Source organism: Trichocoleus desertorum ATA4-8-CV12, assembly GCA_019358975.1.
Taxonomy (GTDB): Bacteria; Cyanobacteriota; Cyanobacteriia; order FACHB-46; family FACHB-46; genus Trichocoleus; species Trichocoleus desertorum_A.
Map to the genome: position 1 here is coordinate 101042 of JAHHIL010000012.1, position 17340 is coordinate 118381.

Consider the following 17340-nt stretch of genomic DNA (forward strand, 5'->3'; position numbering starts at 1 on the left):
GCCCCTTCCCTGCTTAGCTTGTTTCCCCGCAGGGGTGGGAAGGGGAGCTAAATTAGCGTTTCCACTCAGCGATCGCTTTTTGAGCTTGGGCATAGGCAGGTGTTCCTGCTGGGACGAGGGCAGCAGTTTGCAAGGCTGCCTGAATCCGTCCGCGCGAGGCTCGTAGTTCTGCCATTCCCAAGATGATATTGCTCCATTCTCCCGTCAGCCGTTGCGCTTCTAAATAGCCTGGTTGTCCCGATGGGATTCGGCGTACAGAGGCGATCGCTCGACTGTAGGAAGACGCTTCACCGCGCCGTAGCAAACCTTGAGCCTGAGCAATAATGGCTTGATTTGCCTTTTGCTGCTGAGATTTTTGTTGCCATTGGGCGATCTCTTGCTGCGCTTGACCATACACAGCAGCGTTATTTTTGGGAACCAAACGGGCTGTCTGAATTGCTTCGCCAAACTGACCCTGCTTCGCCCGCCCCTCTGCCAAGTCCAAAATCACTTGACTCCAGCGTTGGATATCTTGTTGGGCTTGGTCGTAAAGCGGCTGACCTGGCTTGATTTTGCTAGCTTGGGCGATCGCTTGATTAAACCGCGATGCTTGGTTCGGCCTGATTGTAACTCTGGCTGCTTCTAGTAACTCCTGATTGGCCCGCTGCTCTGCTTGAGTTCTAAGATTACGGTATTTAGCATTTTGCTGATTGGCGGGTACTTGGTTCAACAAGCGCAAGGCTTCTTGAGATTTCTGCTGTTGCAGAGCCGCTTGGGCCGCAGGGAGCAATTGGTCAAGCGGTACATTGGAGGCCGCAACCGGGACTGGAGGGCTAGCAGCAGAATCGTCTGGGCTAGGGGCTGAGCTTGGTGCTGGGCTTGGCGCTGAATTGGGCGATGAGGATGGAGTTGCCGTCAGGACAGGTGCAGAAGAGGCAGCCGGAGAAACAACCGTAGACGTGGCGTTAGTTGACTGATTAGAACCCGTTGGCTGAGTAGGGGTAGAAACGACAGGAATAGAAGTGTCCCGACCTGTGAAAGCCGACAAGTTGCGAATAATCACACCGCTAAACAGGAAAACCGCAATCAGTCCTCCCCAAACCAAAAACCGCCGCCAAAATACGCTATCTGAAATTTCTGCTGCTGCTGGATCGCCCAAAGGATTTTGAGCGTTGGACTTACTAGGTTCTCCCGAAGAGGCAGATGGCTTGTTAGTCAATTTGCTTAGGATTTTGTAAGGTGAAGAGTTAGAGGTGTAGCTGGTATTACTGGTATTACCCGGATTACTATGCCCCGGATTCACAGGCAGAGTAGAGAGGCCAACTCCTGCGGACGATCGCTCGTCAGGGGATAAGTAGCTGGAGCGAGAGGCATCTGAGTCCAAAGCAGCCATTGTGTCTGTCCCAGCAGGATAACTAAAGTCATCCCAGGCAGAAGTCACCATGATGCGGGGTAGAATGCCCTGCTGCCTTTTTTCCGGCGGATTTACTACCACCACAGGATGTTGAGCAGGTTGCCAATGATGCTCTGTTAGCTCTGGTAGGCGATCGCGCAAAAAGGCATCTAAATCGGCTAGAGTATTGCACTGACCCAACCGCAATCCCTCTAACAAGGCAGCAGTAAAACACCCATGATGCAGATTCGCAGCTTCGTGGGAAAACTCACCTGGCTCACAGGAAAGAATTGTGGCGATCTTGAGGCGACGGGCTAGTTCTAAAGTCTGGGTACTTAACGGTTCATCGACTTGAATCCCTTGAGTCCGATTCATATCCAAGATCACCAAGGCGATTTCGGCAGCAGTCGCTTCAAATTGCTGCAATAGCGATCGCACAGAAATGCCAGTGCCAGAAATATCGCTCGGATCACCATCAATAGGCATTAGATAGTCTTGGCCCTGATAGCAAGCTCCATAACCGCTGAAGAAACACCAAACTAAATCTCCAGGCTGCACAAACTGCTGACACAGGTCATCAATCCAAGCTTGCAGCGTTCCTTGCGTAGGATAGGTAGCCCGCTCCCTTCTGGTTGAAGAAGTGTCCGTGAACAGTAAGCATTGCTCAGCCGGGAATCCCGCCTCCTCCACCAAGAAATCACGCAGGGCTTGAGCATCCTGCTGGGCATACCTTAAAGGCTGCAAGAACTGATATTGATTGATACCAATTGCGATCGCCCAGTGATTCACCATGCTGAATGCCCTAGATTCTTACTAGATAGTGTGCCCAGAAGGTCGCCTAAATAAATATGAACCCTACCCTCTGTTTTAGCTCAGCTCAAGCGGCATGCTGTGGGTTGAAAAGTGAGAAATAAGATAACGTTTTCTTAAAAATCAAGCACCTTACAAGTTGGTTCAGCCGTCACAGATCACAACCCTGTAGAGACGAGCAACAGCACTATCTGGCTGCCTTATTAGGCATCGAACTCAGACAACAATTGCACATCTAAAAATAAAAACGTAACTTCCAAATTCCGTCTATAGTCTAGGTTAATTCTGCGTCATTATGAATTAAATTTCTAATAGCTAACTCATATGAACTGCTTAAACATAGTCCTGCCTGATGGGTGTCCTGTTTGACCCAGTTCCAATCTTTAAATATATTGAGTAGTCTTGCTGAGTGATCGCGTAAGGAGCTAGCAGCAAACATGCGAGAGTTTCACCCTTCCCCAATGCATTCTTCTCCACTCCCGCAACTTCTGAGCTTGGCGACCTGCTTGGGATTAGCGGGTAGTGTTTGGTTCACCCAAGCTGCGATCGCTCCTCAGGCGGCTCAAGCTTATACCGCCAGAGTAGATGTGGCCCTAGACCGACGAACAGGTGAGAGCTATGAGACGCTCATGCGCCGAGCTGAAATTGCGGCTAGGGCTGCTGCTCAGCGAAGCTTCGATCGCGACATTTTAACCAGTCAAGTGTCTATCATTGTCTCTGCTGAAAGTGCAGGTTCGATAGTGCCCGTGCTGAATTTAGATGTCAGCCGTACTCAATGGCGCAGCCGCCCCGATCCGCAGCGATGGGCAACCTACTTTCGGACTTCTCAAGCTTTGTTACGGCTAAATCAAGGTGTGGCGGAAGAGACAGCGCCCCCTCAAGCAGCTCCACCAGCTCCTGCTGCCCCTTCTCAACCCACTACAGTACCAGTAGCACCCACACCAGGAACTATCCCAGGAACCAGAGTTCCCGCAGGTAGTGGTGCCCCTGGTACACAAGCTGCACCCGCAGGTGGAATCGGAGCAGGTGCTGGAACCGGAACTGCTGCTCCAGGCGCTACAGGTACAGGTACTACAGGTGGAACCGGAACTGCTGCTCCGGGTGGAACTGCTGCGCCTGGTACTACAGGTGGAACTGGAACTGGCACTGGGACTGCTGCTCCAGGTGGAACTGCTCCAGGTGGAACCGGAACTGCTGCTCCGGGTGGAACTGCTCCAGGTGGAACTACTGCGCCTGCTGGTGGTACCCCAGGAACCGGAACTACTACACCAACTACTGGTACAGGCGTTGGAACGGGAGCGGGGACTGGAACCGATACAACAGTTCCGGGGACAGTTCCTGGTACTGGTACTGGCGTTGGAACCGGAGCAGGGACTGGGACCGACACAACAGTTCCGGGGACAGTTCCTGGTACTGGTACTGGAGCAGGTACTGGCAATACAACCGGGCCTAGCACTACTGTTCCAGGTGGCGTCACGGGTACGGGTACAGGCGTTGGAACGGGAGCAGGGACTGGAACCGATACAACAGTTCCGGGGACAGTTCCTGGTACTGGTACTGGAGCGGGTACTGGCAATAGAACCGGGCCTAGCACTACTGTTCCAGGTGGCGTCACGGGTACGGGTACAGGCGTTGGAACGGGAGCAGGGACTGGAACCGACACAACAGTTCCGGGGACAGCTCCTGGTACTGGTACCGGAACCGGTACTGGCAATACAACCGGGCCTAGCACTACTGTTCCAGGTGGGGTCACGGGTACGGGTACAGGCGTTGGAACCGGAGCGGGGACTGGAACCGACACAACAGTTCCGGGGACAGTTCCTGGTACGGGTACAGGAACGGGTACTGGCAATAGAACCGGGCCTAGCACTACTGTTCCAGGTGGGGTCACGGGTACGGGTACAGGCGTTGGAACCGGAGCAGGGACTGGAACCGACACAACAGTTCCGGGGACAGTTCCTGGTACGGGTACAGGAACGGGTACTGGCAATAGAACCGGGCCTAGCACTACTGTTCCAGGTGGGGTCACGGGTACGGGTACAGGCGTTGGAACCGGAGCAGGACAGGGTGGCACTACCGGTACAGGAACGGGAACAGGTAGCGGCACTCAAATAACTCCGAATGGATCTGGTACTCTTGCACCTGGAGTAACCACAACGCCTGGAAATCAAGGGCCAGTCATTACGACTCCGAACGGTCAAACTGTTGCCCCCGGAGCTCAACCGACTGGGACGGTAACACCAGGAATAAACAGAACGACCGCACCAGGTACTGGTACAATCACAACGCCCAACAACGGTTCTTTTACTATTACAACTCCTAGCGGGCAAGTCATTACACCCACTGCACAGCCTAATGGGACAACAGCTCCAAATCAATCAACTAATGAGGTAAATCGTTAGCTAGCGACGGAAGCCCGGCGCTGTACTTGAAAAGTCAGCGTCGGGATAGGGAGTCCGGCGGTGAGGAGTCTCACCCCGAACGATGCCACAGGCGAGTGGAGTAGGTGAGCGACGAATCGCCAACCTATCGAGCAAATAAAAGGCTTGAAGTCTATTCATGGCAAGGGTTTCAAGGTATAATTTAGATGGTTTAACAACCCACCTGACCGCATCGAACAGACAGGCAAACTTCAAAGTAGAGGTTCGACTCTTGCCGCAGGCAGATCGGTAGTTCAGGGAAGCTGTTTTCTCCAACTGGTCGCCATGGCGTAAATCCAAGAGAAGCAAAAGCAAAAGTTATCAACCTGCGGAAGGCGGGTTGCTGCCTGGGTGGTAGGCAACTATCACGGGAGTCAGTGGGATGTGCTGCGAATGCAGACATGACCAAAACCTCCAGAAGCTGTGTCAGACCAATACTTTGCTTGCAAGGTGGAGGCAGTGGCTGTTGAAACAGGAAGCCCGTGCTGTATTGCTTGCAATCAGCGTCGGGTACTTCACTTCTCAGCTATCTCGCAAATCGAAATTACTGGCAAGCCGCAAGAACCTTGGTTTAAATGGAGGCATCATGCCCTAGAATAGGAGGGTTGTCTAAAAATTGCGATCGCCGCACGGACGAGCATGGCTGTTCCTAAGAAGAAAACATCCAAGTCTAAGCGAGATATGCGGAAGGCGACCTGGAAGCGCAAAGCGGCGTTGCAGGCGCAAAAAGCTCTCTCTCTTGGCAAATCTATTTTGACCGGACGTTCTAAGGGCTTTGTCTATCCCAATGACGAAGAAGGGGAAGATGAAGAGTCTTAAGCTGCGACTTGATTGCAGACAGATTCATGATGGGGGCAAGCGGTTGCCCCTTTTTTATTGCGCCAGATTTTATTGCTCCTAACTGGGGCGATCCTCAGAAATCTGTTACACCGTAATAAAGAGGTAGGGAATAGCAACCCAACTCCTCTGATGCTGTTCTTGAGGATTTCGCCTTATGTTAGGAAAATTTTTTCAAAAACCAGGCTCAGAGTATAGCGATCGCGTTCCTCCCGGTCAACACTTGACCAACGGCTTCCCAGTATTAACCTACGGCCAAACGCCGAGCGTAGATCGAGCAACCTGGCAGTTTCGGGTGTGGGGCTGCGCCAAAGAGGTGACCTTCACGTGGGAAGACTTCATGGCGATGCCGCAAAGTGACTTCACAGCTGATTTCCACTGTGTCACCACTTGGTCAAAACTGGATGTGCAGTGGACTGGGGTGAAGGTGTTGGACTTCATGAAACAGGTAGAAGTAGACCCCAAAGCCGCTCACATCATGGAGCACTGCTATGGCAGCTACACGACGAATATTGCCATAGAAGACTTTTTAAGAGAAGAAAACTTCTTTGCTCACACCTTATTTGGTGAACCGCTTCCTGCTGATCATGGAGGGCCTTTACGCTTGGTTGTGCCTCACCTCTATGCCTGGAAGAGTGCTAAATGGATTAATGGTCTAGAGTTCTTAGACAAAGAGGAGTTAGGCTTTTGGGAGCGCAACGGCTACCACCGACGCGGTGAACCTTGGGCTGTAGAGCGTTACAGCGATCGCTAGTAGTTAGCTACTGAGAAGGGCGAGTGCTGGTATATTTCACCTGAGTAGGCTAGCCTAAAAGTGAAAATAGCATCACTGATTGGCAGCTATGGCGATCGCTACAGCAACCAAGATCTTTTTACCCCCAAAGCTACCGTTCTTAGAAGCAATTTGCTGGCAGACCGAAGATGTTTATCGGTTGACCCTAGAGCAAATGCTAAGCCGTTATGAGCGAGGTTGGAAATACCGTACGCTCTTTAATAATCTTGAGGATGAAGAGCTAGAATTCCTGAGGGAACTTGCCAAGCACTATCACTCTTGGCTGCAAGTGGAGGTATGACATTTCAGTTTGATTACCACAACAAGATCCTCATAATCCTTCAAAGCTTGAATGCTGATTTATTTAGAGAGGGTTCTGCTTACTTTGGTGGCGGAACCCTTCTTGCTCTTGATTATGGGGAATATCGGTGGAGTAAAGATGTAGATTTCATCTGTCCAGTTTCTGCGTCGGGTTATAGATATTTGCGTTCTGCCATCTTTGAGGACGGTTACGAAGCATTGTTTAGTGACTTGAGCCAAGTACAAGTGGGCCGAGGCACAACGGATCAGTATGGTATCCGGATGGTAGTTGATGTAGAGGGCGTACCGATTAAAACCGAGATCATTGCTGAAGCTCGTTTTGAATTAGATGCACCGAGATATCCAGCGTGGTCGCCTGTGGCTTGCTTAAGCTTGAATGATTGTTTCACCGCTAAGCTACTAGCAAATTCCGATCGCTACCTGGATGACAGCGTTGAAGCGAGAGATCTTATCGATTTAGCTGTGCTCAGGCTACAATCACCCATTCCTGCGATAGCCATTGAAAAAGCAGAGAAAGCATATGAAGTCATGCGACCTCTGAAAGCCGCAATTCAGCGTTTTCAAGCAAGGCCAAACTACAGAGAGCGATGGTTTTCAGGTCTACAGATTGATGGCTCTCAAATTCCAAAGATTATAGATGGTGTCGATCTTCTAGCTGCTGATCTAGACTTAGCACTCACCGAGAGAACGTTTAAGGAACACCATGACATTTTTTCTATCGACGATAGTGCTCTTGACCAGTAGCCTTAACTAGGTGAAGGATCAGCGCAGAATCTGCTTGAGCCACTTTAGCTTGTCGCTGTAGGGGGCGTAGCGGAGCTTGAAGTCTAGGAAAAAAGGCTTCTTGAGAATGCTGCGCTCGTGGGAGAAGGTATCGAAGCTAGCCTTACCGTGGTAACGACCCATACCGCTAGGGCCAACTCCCCCAAAGGGTAAGCTTGGGACACCCACCTGCAAGATCGTGTCGTTGATGCAAACCCCACCAGAGCTGGTTTCTTGCAACACTTGCGTTTGACGCTGCTGGTTTTGCGAGAAAAGGTACAGGGCTAAAGGTTTGGGACGCTGGTTGATTTGGGCGATCGCCTCATTTAAGTCTTCGTATTCCAGCACAGGCAGAATAGGACCAAAGATTTCCTCCTGCATGACTGGGTCTGACCAACTCACACCATCCAGTACGGTGGGGGCAATGTAGCGTTCTGCGGGGTTGGTATCACCACCAACCACAATCTTGCCCGACTGCACGAGTGGCGCTAGACGTTCAAAATGTCTCTGGTTAATGATTCTGCCAAAGTCGGGGCTGGCAGCGGGGTTGTCGCCATAAAAAGTGGCAATGCTTTGTTGAATAGCGCTTAACAGTTGAGGCTTAATCGATCGATGCACTAATAAGTAGTCGGGGGCGATACAAGTTTGTCCTGCGTTGGTAAACTTGCCCCAAGCAATGCGGCGAGCCGCCAACTCAATGGGCACCTCAGCATCGACAATGCAAGGGCTTTTGCCACCTAGCTCTAAGGTGACGGGGGTCAGATTCTCAGCCGCAGCCGCCATCACCTTTTTGCCGATCGCGGTGCCACCTGTAAAAAAGATATGGTCGAATCTTTCGGCTAACAACTGCTGGCTAGTCTCCGCTCCACCTTCGATCGCAGTAATGAAGGCTGGATCAAAGTGCTGGCGAATCAGGTTGGCAATGACTTGAGACGTATGAGGTGCCAACTCAGAAGGCTTGAGGACGGCGCAATTTCCCGCTGCGATCGCTCCCACCAAGGGAGAAATTGACAACTGAAACGGGTAGTTCCAAGGGGCAATAATCAGGACAACGCCTAATGGCTGCGGGCAAATTTGAGCGCTAGCAGGCATAAAAACGACAGGAGTTGCCACCTTGCGAGGTTTGGCCCAAGCCCGCAAATGTTTGATGGCATATTTAACTTCATCCAGCACGCCAACTTCAATCAGATACGCTTCAAAAGTTGGTTTACCCAAGTCTGCCTGCACCGCCTCGACAATGCTGCTCTGTGCCTCCAGAATGGCTTGCTTCAGAATCTTGAGTTGTTCTAAGCGAAAATCAATCGGCTTAGTTTTGCCAGAGTTAAAAAAAGTTCGCTGCTTTTCTACGACGTCAGAAATTGCAAGCATGGCACGATTTAGGGTTGCTTAGCGGGAAGACGAACGATGAATGTACTACCTTTGCCTAACTCCGATTCTAAATCAACCGTGCCTTGATGAGTTTCAATAATGCGACGAGACAGGTATAAACCCAAACCACTACCAGAGCGACGATGATGCCCTTGGCGAAAGCGCTCAAATAACATAGCCTGATCCTCGGCGGAGATCCCAGTTCCCGTATCTCTAACCGTAATAACGACCCAAGCTGGCGTACTGGCCGAAGCAGCAGGAGTCGAAGTCAAGCCAACAGAGATATACCCACTGTCTGTAAACTTAAGGGCATTGCCGACTAAGTTGGTCAGGACACGATGCAACTCCAAGCGATCGCCCAAGACATAGCTAGCAGCAGGATCAGCAGGTTGTTCCTCTAAATCTAATTTCAGAGCTAGGTTTTTGTCTGCGGCTAGAGGGGCGAGTTCCTGAGTTACCTCTGTCACAAGTTCACGGAGATTGACAGGCGCAAACGAAAAGCTTTTTCGGCCTGCTTCTAGGCGATACACTTCTAGGAGCGTGTTCACCATTTGCAGCAAGTTCTGATTGCTGCGGGCCATCGTGATGAGCGCATCATTCATGTCTGGAGAAAGCTCCCCCAAGGCACCTTGGCGAAACAAACCCATCATGCGATCGGCAGCCACTAGGGGAGTACGGAGATCGTGGGCGAGGCGGGAGACAAAGTCTTCGCGTTGGCGAGCAATGTGGTCACGTTCGTCTACGCTGTGCTTGAGGCGAAGCAGCGATCGCACTCGTGCCAGCAACTCATCAAACTCAACAGGTTTGCGAATAAAATCGTCTGCACCTGTGTCCAAACCTTTGGCAACGCTGGGTTGGTCGTAGGCAGTAATTAACAAGATGGGAATGAAGGGTAGCTTCTCAGTGCCCCGAATCCGCCGCGTGACTTCGTAGCCGTCCATTCCCGGCATCATCACGTCCAGCAGAATTAAATCTGGCGGAAATTCATCAATCTTGGCTAAAGCTGCCATGCCACTATCGGCAATATCAACCTTGTAATCTTCCTCTTCTAGAATTGCCTGAATTAGAAATGAATTGTCAGCAGAATCATCAACAACGAGAATACGATCAATTTTAGTAGACTGGGCAAAAGGAGAGTTTTTCATGAATTAGAAGTGCAAATAAGGAGAGTTATTAAAAATTAGTTAAATTCTCTCATCTGGCTAGAAAAACACCTCTTTCGAGAGGAGGATTCTACTTTATTTAGCCACAAACTCAAGAGAATTACGTCTATCGGAGTGGATAAATCGGCTCTAGCACCCGAATCAATTTGATTCCATCAGCAAGCTACGGCATCAGGAAAAAAATAGTGATCTCTAACTTTAGACAGATCCCCTATCCCTGACTCCAAGCAAGTTTTGCCCATAGCGACAATCGCTACCAGCGAATCATATGACCGAGCTAGCACCCTTTTCCTTGCTGCTATCCTACGGCAATTAGGTGCTGTTTAGCGATCGTACTTCTGCTTTAAACCAAAACCAATGCTCTATAGCCTTAGAACAAGAAGTAACGCTGAGCCATTGGTAGAACGGTGGCAGGTTCGCAGGTTAATAACTCGCCATCAGCCCGAACTTCATAGGTTTCTGGATCAACTTCAATGTGGGGCAGGAGGTCGTTGAGTTTGAGGTCGCGCTTGCTGAGTTGGCGGGTACCGGAAACTGCGATCGCAGGTTTTTGCAGTTTGAGTTGGGTGGGGACTCCTTGGCTCAGAGCAGCTTGAGAAATAAAGGTGAGGGAAGTGGCCGCGATCGCTCCACCAAAGCTGCCAAACATCGGACGCATGTGGACAGGCTGTGGAGTCGGAATACTGGCATTGGCATCGCCCATCTGTGCCCAGGCAATCATGCCACCTTTCACCACCACTTCTGGTTTCACCCCAAAGAAAGCGGGACGCCAGAGACAGAGATCGGCTAGTTTGCCTTCCTCAATGGACCCGACATGAGCGGCGATGCCATGAGTGATGGCAGGGTTGATCGTGTACTTGGCAATGTAGCGCTTCGCTCGTAGGTTGTCATTGCGCTCAGAGTCTTCTGCCAGCGGCCCTCGTTGCACTTTCATCTTGTGGGCTGTCTGCCAAGTTCGGATGATTACTTCCCCCACTCGCCCCATTGCTTGAGAGTCGGAGGCAATCATACTGAAGGCTCCTAAATCATGCAGGATATCCTCAGCGGCGATCGTTTCCCGGCGGATGCGAGATTCGGCAAAGGCGACATCTTCTGGGATGCTGGGGTCGAGGTGATGACAGACCATCAACATATCCAAATGTTCGTCTAAGGTATTGAGGGTGTAGGGACGAGTGGGATTGGTGGAGGAGGGCAGCACATTCGCTTCGCCACACACCTTAATGATGTCCGGGGCGTGCCCACCCCCTGCGCCTTCGGTGTGATAGGTGTGAATCACTCGATTTTTGAAAGCGGCGATCGTATCTTCTACAAAGCCCGCTTCGTTCAGCGTATCGGTGTGGATGGCGACTTGAACATCATAGTCATCCGCCACGCTGAGGCAAGTATCGATTGTGGCAGGAGTTGTCCCCCAGTCCTCATGCAGCTTTAGACCCATTGTCCCTGCTTCCACTTGTTCCCGCAAGGCTTCCGGTTTGCTGCTGTTGCCTTTGCCCAGAAACCCTAAGTTCATCGGGAAAGCATCCGCAGCTTGCAACATCCGGTAGATGTTCCAGGGGCCAGGAGTGCAAGTGGTGGCGTTGGTGCCTGTCGCAGGGCCAGTGCCGCCGCCAATCATGGTCGTAATGCCAGAGGCGATCGCAGTTTCGATTTGTTGAGGGCAAATGAAGTGAATGTGGCTATCGATGCCGCCTGCGGTGAGGATCATGCCTTCTCCCGCCAGCACTTCAGTTCCAGGGCCAATAATGATGTCTACATGGTCTTGAATGTAAGGGTTGCCCGCTTTCCCAATTTTGGCGATGCGACCGTCTTTAATCCCCACATCGGCTTTGACAATGCCCCACCAGTCCAGAATTAGCGCGTTGGTAATCACTAGATCCACAGCACCATCGGCATTGGTGATCGGAGATTGCCCCATACCATCCCGAATCACTTTACCGCCCCCAAACTTCACCTCATCTCCGTAGGTGGTGAAGTCTCGCTCCACTTCAATGATCAGCTCTGTATCCGCCAGTCGCACGCGATCGCCTACTGTAGGTCCATAGGTTTCGGCATAAGCCCGGCGATCCATGCGATAGCTCATAATTCTAATCCTCTAAAGTAATCGTGATGTTTTAGCTGTTAATTATTTGGCCTGTACTTCATAGACTTAAAGGGCAATAGATTCTTTGACTACTACCTATCACAAAAGCTCATCATGCCACTGTTGAGCAACTTTATTCCAACCCCATGATGTCTTCATTGCCTTAACTTTTTCGCGCATTAATTCTTGCTTTTCAGGATTTTTAAGTAAATCAATCACCGCTTCTACAAAAGCTTTATCAACGACTGATGTTCCAGCACAGCCATCAATTTTAATTCCAGTCTGAATTGTTTCAGCAAGGGCTGCATAATTGGTTACTACAGGAATACAACCACAAGCCTGTGCCTTTAGACCTGCAATACAGAAAACTTCAGGAAAATGACAGGGATAAACATAAATTCCTGATTTACAAAGCTCTTTGATTAATTGTATATGCCCTATCCTTCCATGTTCATATACATTTTTCTGTTGCAACAAGATTAATATCTGTTCCTTCCTTCCTTTTAATTGTGGAAATCTCTCAATCAATGGTGATTGGGCGATCGCATCATAGGTTTCCCAACCATAAAAAAGATGTAATTCTGCATCAGGAACTTCTTTCAAAACATCTGACCACCGAGCTAAAAGATGCTCGATTCCACGCAAATAATCACTGATATAGATCAACCGCTTAGGATTTCTGGCAATTCCACTGACATTAAAATCAGAAAGATTAATGCCATTCCTAGTTATAAGAACTTTATCTTCAGGAATCCAATCTGGTAGAAGAGATTTATGAAAGCGAGATAACACCAACAATTTGTCAAAGCTTGCTAAAAACTTACTGCGCTCTTGTTCGCCTACTTGAGTCAGAATTTGAGGATTATCATGCAGCCAGATAGCAGTTTTGTTTGCCTTAACCTTCATCGTCATGGGTTGCAGCCAACTGCGGTGGAAAATCAGGACATTAAAATGATCATGAGGATTAAATTTTTCAACCGCTTGATAGAGCACACCATTATGCTCTCCTTCCATATCACCGCATGAGTTGAAAACAGTTACTTGATATCCTAGTTTCGCAAGTTCCTGTCCTAAGTAGATAACTGCCTCCTCACTACCGCCAACCCCTGTCTTCACAGAGGGAGGAGCCCAACTCTCCATACGAATTGGCAAGTTGGAATAAATTACAAGCGAATTATCTGGCCACTTCATAGGGATGCTCTTACATTGTGACGATTAAGCAGGGAAATCGTTGCTGGGTTGATATACTCCCTCGTCTAAGGAGAGAAGGGTTAAGCTTTTGTCTATATCTCTCCCTTCCCTGGAAGAAAAGGGCTGGGGGTTAGGTTCTATCTAGCTGGCCGTTGATTTTGGCATTAAAGCCGTAGACTTGGCGACTACCCACAAAGGGGACGAGTTCTACTTCTCGCTCATCTCCAGGTTCGAAGCGGACGGCGGTTCCGGCGGGAATATTCAGGCGCATCCCTCTGGCTTGTTCGCGATCGCAGCTCAGGGCAGCGTTGACTTCATAAAAATGGAAGTGAGACCCTACCTGGATGGGGCGATCGCCTGTGTTGGCGACTGTGAGCTTAATTGTGGGGCGACCTGCGTTTAGCTCTATGTCTCCGTCTTCTACGAACAGTTCTCCTGGAATCATCTTGATCTCCTTTTGTCTCAGCGAACCCGATTTATCGAATGGGATTGTGGACGGTGACGAGTTTGGTGCCGTCGGGAAAGGTGGCTTCTACTTGCACTTCTGGAATCATTTCAGGTACGCCTTCCATGACATCTTCTATAGTCAAGAGGGTGGCACCGTAGCTCATTAGATCAGCCACACTACGACCGTCGCGGGCTCCTTCTAGGATGGCGGCTGAGAGGTAAGCGACTGCTTCCGGATGGTTCAGCTTTAAGCCTCTGGCCTTGCGGCGTTCTGCCAGCAATGCAGCGGTAAAAATCAGTAATTTATCTTTTTCTTGGGGTGATAGTTGCATGCGATCTCCTGCTCAGATTTGCCAAACTCTAGGTGGACAAGCAGCACGACCCAGATAGAGCTGGCGTAAAAGTTGCCACACTTGCATAAACCAGCTACGAGCAGCTTGGGTAGAAGGCCCACGATAGCGACAGAGTAATCCTTCTGTGAGACGTGTGACTCCTGCTTCGCCTGGATACATTCCTGCTTGCCATAGCGATCGCGCTTGGGTGATTAGCTCTAGTTCTGCCGCTTTTCCTACCAAAGCAAAACTGGCAATCACCGGATGTCCTGCTAAGCCATGAGGACTGTTAACAACCACTGAACTACCGGGAATCCATTGCGGATCAATCCATAACGGCTGATCTTGTCGCCAAACTTCAGTGCGCGATCGCCAGTTGCCGCTGAGGAATTGTTCGCCTCTAGCACTACGACCCAAGCGGGTGATCTCCCAACCGATCCAAGTTGCGCCAGGTGCCAGTTCTACCCTTAGATTCTGTTGGTAGTTGGCCCCCTCAAACACGATCGTCTCTTGCGGAAACCATTCACAGCAAGCATCCTCGGCAATTTGAATCTGAGTAGTTTGTTGCGCGACTAAGCCGTTACTGCGGTAAATCTTGCTAGCGGCAGCACTAGTCAGCAAAGCGTGAGTTTGGGGTTGCAATCGACAATCCAGGGATAGGCGATCGTCCCCCACAACACCGCCTGCTGTGTGTAAGAGGACGCAATGACAAACCTCTGGCCCTTCTGGATAAAACGGACGTTGTAGCTTCAGGGGGGCTTGACTGCGGCTATAGCTGAGATGGGTAGCGCGATCGCGAAAGGCAAATTCTAGCTCTAGGCTACCCTGCCACCCTGCACTCAAATTCAATTGCTTTCCAGTGGCAGCATCGGCAGTCATGCGGTGCTAAATCGAAACGGCTTAGCGAGAATCATACTGCGATTGGCAAGGATGTGGCTGATTGGGGTAAATGAATCGTCACTTCTGTGCCTACTCCAGGAGTAGAGATGACGTGAATTTGGCCTTGGTGTCGTTCCAAGATTTGATAAGCCACGGTCAACCCTAGACCTGTACCTTTACCCACAGGTTTGGTCGTGAAGAACGGGTCAAATAACTTTTCTTGAATTTCTGGAGGAATGCCAGGGCCGTTGTCGCGGATGCTCACCTGTACCTGATCCGCTGGCAGCATTTGCGTCTGAATCACAATTTGCTTATCTGGGCAGGGAGAGCTTTCTAGCGCATCGATCGCGTTGCTCAAGAGATTCATAAAAACTTGGTTGAGTTGCCGAGGATAGCACTCCACTGGCGGTAGCTGGCCGTATTGCTTGATCACTTGAATCGAGTCTAGGCCATGCGCTTCCTCATGGAGGCGATGCTGCAAGATTAGCAAGGTACTGTCAATGCCCTCATGCAGATTGGCTGGTTTCATCTCCGCTTCGTCCAGCCGCGAGAAGTTGCGTAATGACAGAATGATTTGGCGAATGCGATCGGCTCCTGTTCCCATCGAAGTGAGAATTTTGGGCAGATCTGTAGTGATGAAATCAAACTCGATCGCGTCTTTTTGTTGTTGGATTTCTGGATCGTGGTTATAGCGTTGGCTGTAGCGCTGTACCAGATCTAACAAATCGCGGCTGTAGCGGCTAATGTAGGGCAGATTGCCATAGATGAAGTTGATCGGGTTGTTGATTTCATGGGCGACTCCCGCCACCAACTGCCCCAAACTGGACATCTTCTCGGTTTGAATTAACTGGGCTTGGGCTTTTTGCAAGTTGTGTAAAGCGATGCTGAGTTGGTCAGCTTTAGCGGTGACTTCGGTATTCAGCCGCTGCAATTGGTCATGGGCTTGCTGCAACTGTTGATGTTGTTGTCGCACTTCCTCGGTGCGCTCTTGCACTCGCTCTTCTAGAGTGTGCCGCGCCAACTCCAACTCTTCGGTGCGCTCGGCGACCCGTTGCTCTAGGTCATCAATCAAGGCTTTGAGCGAGTTAGCCATTTCTTGGTACGAACTAGCGAGTTGACCAATCTCACCGCCTGCGGTCATGCCTGGAATGGGACTGCTTAAATCTCCGGCGGCTAGAGTTTGGCTGCGTCCCGCTAGTTGCTTGATCGGTTGGCTAATTTGTTTGGCCAGTAAATGAGCGATCGCAATGGAGAGCAACGTTGCCAACCCTAACCCAGCCCAAAGCAAGCGATTGAGGGCTATGAGAGCTTGGCTAAAGTAGCCAGAAACAATCTGAATTTTGGCGATCGCGATAGGCCGATTCCCTGACATTAGCGGCGCATAAACCGTGTTAAGTCCCGACTGAGGCTCGATGCGATAGATAGATTGGCCTTGACGGATATTCGGCAACACCTCGGTGGTGAAATGAGCGGCTTCCCAAGCATCTAGCTTCAGATCTCCATGACTCGCGACGACAGGCTCACCTTGAAGCGAGAACATCTTGAGCTTAGTCGTCGGTTGAGAAAACATCAGAAACTTCTGCAACCAAGCTGCATCTAGCACTTGCCCCACCACTAAAGTGCCTGGTGAAGCGCCTTTGCCATCACTTGTATAGATAGGAGCGACAGACAACATCAACACTTGACGCTGAGGTGTCAGCTTTTGAGCGGAATCTCCTTGAGCCTTAGGCGCTACATCGGTCTGAATTAAATCTTGAGTCGTTTTTCTGGTTTCAATTAAACGGCTGATGCGCTCTTGCACCGCAGCCAACTGTAGTTCTGCCCCCTGACTGCCCAAAACTTCCCCAGCTTGATTTGTGACTTTCACCGCATCTACGTCTGTGGAGAAAACCAATTGGTTACTGACTTCCTTAGCGATCCAGGCTCGATTGCGCTGTTGTACCGCATCGTACAAGTCAGTCCAGAAGGCGTAACCTGCGGCCAAATCCTGCAATCCTTTGGCGCTAGCAGCGGTATAGCCTCGAAAGGCTTGGACTTGATCATTCAACCGCACTTTCTCCAAATCCTTAAGCGGCTGATGCCCAAAGTGCCAAGCAGCACCCACAAGAAAAATCACAGGAACTAAGGAGGCTCCAAAGGTAAACACCAAAATTTTGGGTTGGAGGTGACGCAACCCTCCTACCAATTTGGCTTCAGCTTGTTTGAATCGAGAGAATAGCAATTTTCTTAGAGGTATTGCAGAATACTGCCGACCAACTGTTAACAAAAATCCACGACTCACACCTTGTACCTAAAACTTCACCCTGTTGAGAATCTGACCACGCAAGTCCTTGATGTTTCAGAACTTTCCGTCCACCAAGTTTTTTGGGATGGCTGGGAGCCTTGTCTCTTTAGAGCAAGGAGGAAAGCCGACTCAAGCGGCTTTAGCCGCCTAGAATCCATAGCTGTAACCATCAGCACGATGAATAACCTCCAGATATTGAGGATGAACATCAAACACCTGTTTTCCAGAAAGTTTGAAGCTCGGCCTAGAACGAACGCTGATGCGCCCAACCCATTGACCTGTGTATTTCCCAGATGGGATAA

15 protein-coding genes are annotated in these 17340 nt (G+C 50.2%); 5 read left to right on the top strand and 10 right to left on the bottom strand.

Annotated elements, in window-relative coordinates; genetic code table 11:
* Positions 1-52: 52 nt before the first annotated feature.
* The gene (locus KME12_11915) at positions 53-2164 is read right to left on the bottom strand and encodes a caspase family protein (protein MBW4488486.1); all 2112 of its coding nucleotides are present in this window, start codon (positions 2162-2164) and stop codon (positions 53-55) included.
* A 479-nt stretch (positions 2165-2643) separates the two neighbouring features.
* On the opposite strand from KME12_11915, the gene KME12_11920 reads away from it, so the two are divergent.
* The gene (locus KME12_11920) at positions 2644-4584 is read left to right on the top strand and encodes a hypothetical protein (GenBank protein ID MBW4488487.1); all 1941 of its coding nucleotides are present in this window, start codon (positions 2644-2646) and stop codon (positions 4582-4584) included.
* Here the strand turns inward: KME12_11920 and KME12_11925 are convergent, their stop codons facing one another.
* Positions 4585-4743, bottom strand: coding sequence for a hypothetical protein (locus KME12_11925; GenBank protein ID MBW4488488.1), 159 nt, complete (start codon positions 4741-4743; stop codon positions 4585-4587). It lies immediately after the preceding gene.
* A gap of 498 nt (positions 4744-5241) precedes the next feature.
* On the opposite strand from KME12_11925, the gene rpmF reads away from it, so the two are divergent.
* The 4 genes from rpmF to KME12_11945 all read left to right on the top strand — a co-directional run bounded on the left by rpmF (position 5242) and on the right by KME12_11945 (position 7276).
* Entirely contained in the window at positions 5242-5421 is a 180-nt protein-coding gene (gene rpmF / locus KME12_11930) for a 50S ribosomal protein L32 (protein ID MBW4488489.1), read from the top strand.
* Positions 5422-5596: 175 nt separating this feature from the next.
* A complete protein-coding gene (locus KME12_11935; protein MBW4488490.1) occupies positions 5597-6193 on the top strand; it encodes a sulfite oxidase-like oxidoreductase in 597 nt (198 codons plus the stop codon).
* An 88-nt stretch (positions 6194-6281) separates the two neighbouring features.
* Positions 6282-6512: a hypothetical protein gene (locus tag KME12_11940; protein ID MBW4488491.1), complete on the top strand. Its 231-nt coding sequence runs from the start codon at positions 6282-6284 to the stop codon at positions 6510-6512.
* Complete coding sequence (locus KME12_11945; protein ID MBW4488492.1) at positions 6509-7276, top strand: nucleotidyl transferase AbiEii/AbiGii toxin family protein; 768 nt, start codon at positions 6509-6511, stop codon at positions 7274-7276. The genes KME12_11940 and KME12_11945 overlap by 4 nt, the downstream gene beginning before the upstream one ends.
* A gap of 18 nt (positions 7277-7294) precedes the next feature.
* Here KME12_11945 and KME12_11950 read toward each other — a convergent pair whose 3' ends face one another.
* The 8 genes from KME12_11950 to KME12_11985 all read right to left on the bottom strand — a co-directional run bounded on the left by KME12_11950 (position 7295) and on the right by KME12_11985 (position 17035).
* A complete protein-coding gene (locus KME12_11950; GenBank protein ID MBW4488493.1) occupies positions 7295-8662 on the bottom strand; it encodes an aldehyde dehydrogenase in 1368 nt (455 codons plus the stop codon).
* An 8-nt stretch (positions 8663-8670) separates the two neighbouring features.
* Positions 8671-9807, bottom strand: a complete 1137-nt coding sequence (locus KME12_11955) for a HAMP domain-containing histidine kinase (protein MBW4488494.1) — start codon at positions 9805-9807, stop codon at positions 8671-8673.
* 388 nt (positions 9808-10195) lie between these two features.
* Positions 10196-11905 (bottom strand): urease subunit alpha, encoded by a 1710-nt coding sequence (gene ureC, locus KME12_11960; GenBank protein ID MBW4488495.1) that lies wholly within the window; start codon positions 11903-11905, stop codon positions 10196-10198.
* Between the two features lie 99 nt (positions 11906-12004).
* Entirely contained in the window at positions 12005-13096 is a 1092-nt protein-coding gene (locus KME12_11965; protein ID MBW4488496.1) for a glycosyltransferase family 4 protein, read from the bottom strand.
* A 130-nt stretch (positions 13097-13226) separates the two neighbouring features.
* Positions 13227-13541, bottom strand: a complete 315-nt coding sequence (locus KME12_11970; protein ID MBW4488497.1) for an urease subunit beta — start codon at positions 13539-13541, stop codon at positions 13227-13229.
* Between the two features lie 31 nt (positions 13542-13572).
* Entirely contained in the window at positions 13573-13875 is a 303-nt protein-coding gene (ureA, locus tag KME12_11975) for an urease subunit gamma (protein ID MBW4488498.1), read from the bottom strand.
* 12 nt (positions 13876-13887) lie between these two features.
* The gene (locus KME12_11980; protein MBW4488499.1) at positions 13888-14754 is read right to left on the bottom strand and encodes an urease accessory protein UreD; all 867 of its coding nucleotides are present in this window, start codon (positions 14752-14754) and stop codon (positions 13888-13890) included.
* 31 nt (positions 14755-14785) lie between these two features.
* The gene (locus KME12_11985) at positions 14786-17035 is read right to left on the bottom strand and encodes a HAMP domain-containing protein (protein MBW4488500.1); all 2250 of its coding nucleotides are present in this window, start codon (positions 17033-17035) and stop codon (positions 14786-14788) included.
* Between the last annotated feature and the right edge of the window lie 305 nt (positions 17036-17340).